Annotated in this window: 2 protein-coding genes; both read right to left on the bottom strand. The window is 62.6% G+C overall.

Translation table 11 applies throughout. From position 1 onward, the window contains the following. Positions 1-24 precede the first annotated feature (24 nt). Positions 25-324 (bottom strand): OadG family protein, encoded by a 300-nt coding sequence (locus BW950_RS14495; RefSeq protein WP_076490007.1) that lies wholly within the window; start codon positions 322-324, stop codon positions 25-27. Next, positions 321-1,850, bottom strand: a 1,530-nt coding sequence (locus BW950_RS14490; RefSeq protein WP_438938431.1) for an acyl-CoA carboxylase subunit beta, incomplete at its 5' end; no start/stop codon positions are given. The genes BW950_RS14495 and BW950_RS14490, both read right to left, overlap by 4 nt.

Below are 1,850 nucleotides of genomic sequence, written 5' to 3'. Positions count from 1 at the left end.
TCGCTGTCGGCATCATTGCCGGCATCACTGCCGTGCCAGCCACCCCTCGGCCCGTGGCGCGTACTCCGCTTCTTCCGCTTCCAGGTACGCCACCACTGCGGCCATCGCCCACCGGGGGATCCCCGCAGCGTCCACCTCATCGGCCCCGCCCGAGACCTCCGGTTCAGACGATTCCGATCCGGCCGCCGTCGGCTCCGGGCTCTTCTCGATCATCACCGCCCGCAAGACCAGCATCACCACACTCAAAAAAAGGAGAAAGAAAAATACAATCCCCATACCTACCCCGGCTGTCACCAGGGCGTAGCCAAAACTATCACTTATCACAGCGGTATATTCCCGTGCTTCCGGCCAGGTCGCTCCTGCCGCTTCCGTTCAAGCATCGCCAGAGACCGCGCAAGCTCGCCGCGCGTATAACTCGGGTCGATCACATCGTCCACATACCCGTACCCGGCCGCCACAAAGGGGTCCATCACCTCGCCCTTGAACTCCTCGATCTTCGCTGCCCGCGCCGCTTCGGGGTTCTCCGCCTCGGCTATGTCCCGCCGGAAAATTATGTTCGCTGCTCCTTCGGCTCCCATCACCGCGATCTGCGCCATCGGCCACGACAACACCCGGTCGTAACCAAGTCCCTTCGAGGCCATCGCGATATAGGCGCCCCCGTAGGCTTTTCTCATCACCAGCGATACCTTCGGCACCGTCGCCTCGGCGATTGCATAGAGCACCTTTGCTCCGTGGCGGATGATTCCTCCGTGTTCCTGGTTCACCCCGGGCAAAAATCCGGGCACGTCCACGAGGGACACAATCGGTATATTGAAGGCGTCGCAAAACCGGATGAACCGCGCTCCCTTGTCGCTCGAATCGATATCAAGCGCCGCAGCAAGCACCGCAGGCTGGTTTGCAAAAATTCCCACCGTTCGGCCCCCAAGCCGGGCAAACCCCACCACCACGTTCGGTGCGTAGTCCCGCTGCACCTCAAGAAAGGATTCCCGGTCAAAGACGCTGGCGATCACTGACCGCACATCGTAGCCTCGCCGTTCCTCTTCGGGGATCAGGTCCAGAAGCTCCGGCGTCGTTCGGTCCACGGGGTCGCCCGTGTCTACCACGGGGGGCGCCTCGCCGTTGTGCTGCGGCAGATACGACAAAAGCTGCCGAACTCCGGCGATGCACTCCTCCTCGCTGGCGTAGCGAAAATGGGCGTTCCCGCTCTTCCCGGCGTGTGCTCCAGCACCGCCAAGTTCCTCGTGGCTGATCTCCTCGCCCGTCACCGCGCGGATCACATCGGGGCCGGTGATGTACATGTTGCTCACCTGGTCCACCATAAAGACAAAGTCCGTGATCCCCGGCGAGTAGACCGCACCCCCAGCACAGGGCCCCAGGATCACCGATATCTGCGGCACCACACCCGAGGCCAGCGTATTGGCTCGAAAAATGCGCCCGTAGCCGTGGAGAGAGAGAATCCCCTCCTGAATCCGTGCCCCACCGGAATCGTTGATCTGGATAAAGGGCGTGCGGGTCTCCAGGGACAGCTCCTGGGCCGTGGCGATCCGGTCGGCGTGCATCTCCCCAAGCGAGCCCCCAAGGACGGTAAAATCCTGGGAGGACACAAAAACCTGACGGCCCTCGACAAGACCGCTCCCGGTGGCCACCCCGTCGCCGTGGATTCGCTTGTCTCCAAGGCCAAACATGGTCGAGCGGCCTCTGCTGTAGTGCTGGTGCTCTACAAAGCTCCCCTCGTCCAGAATCGCCTGCAACCGCTCCCGCGCGGTGTGCTTCCCCTTCTGGTGCTGCTGTTCTATCCGCGCTTCCCCGCCGCCAAGGCGGACCTGCTCCCGGATCGTCTTCATATGCTG

This window comes from Alkalispirochaeta americana (assembly GCF_900156105.1).
GTDB classification, from domain to species: Bacteria; Spirochaetota; Spirochaetia; order DSM-27196; family Alkalispirochaetaceae; genus Alkalispirochaeta; species Alkalispirochaeta americana.
This window is presented reverse-complemented; position numbering and strand designations above follow the sequence as displayed.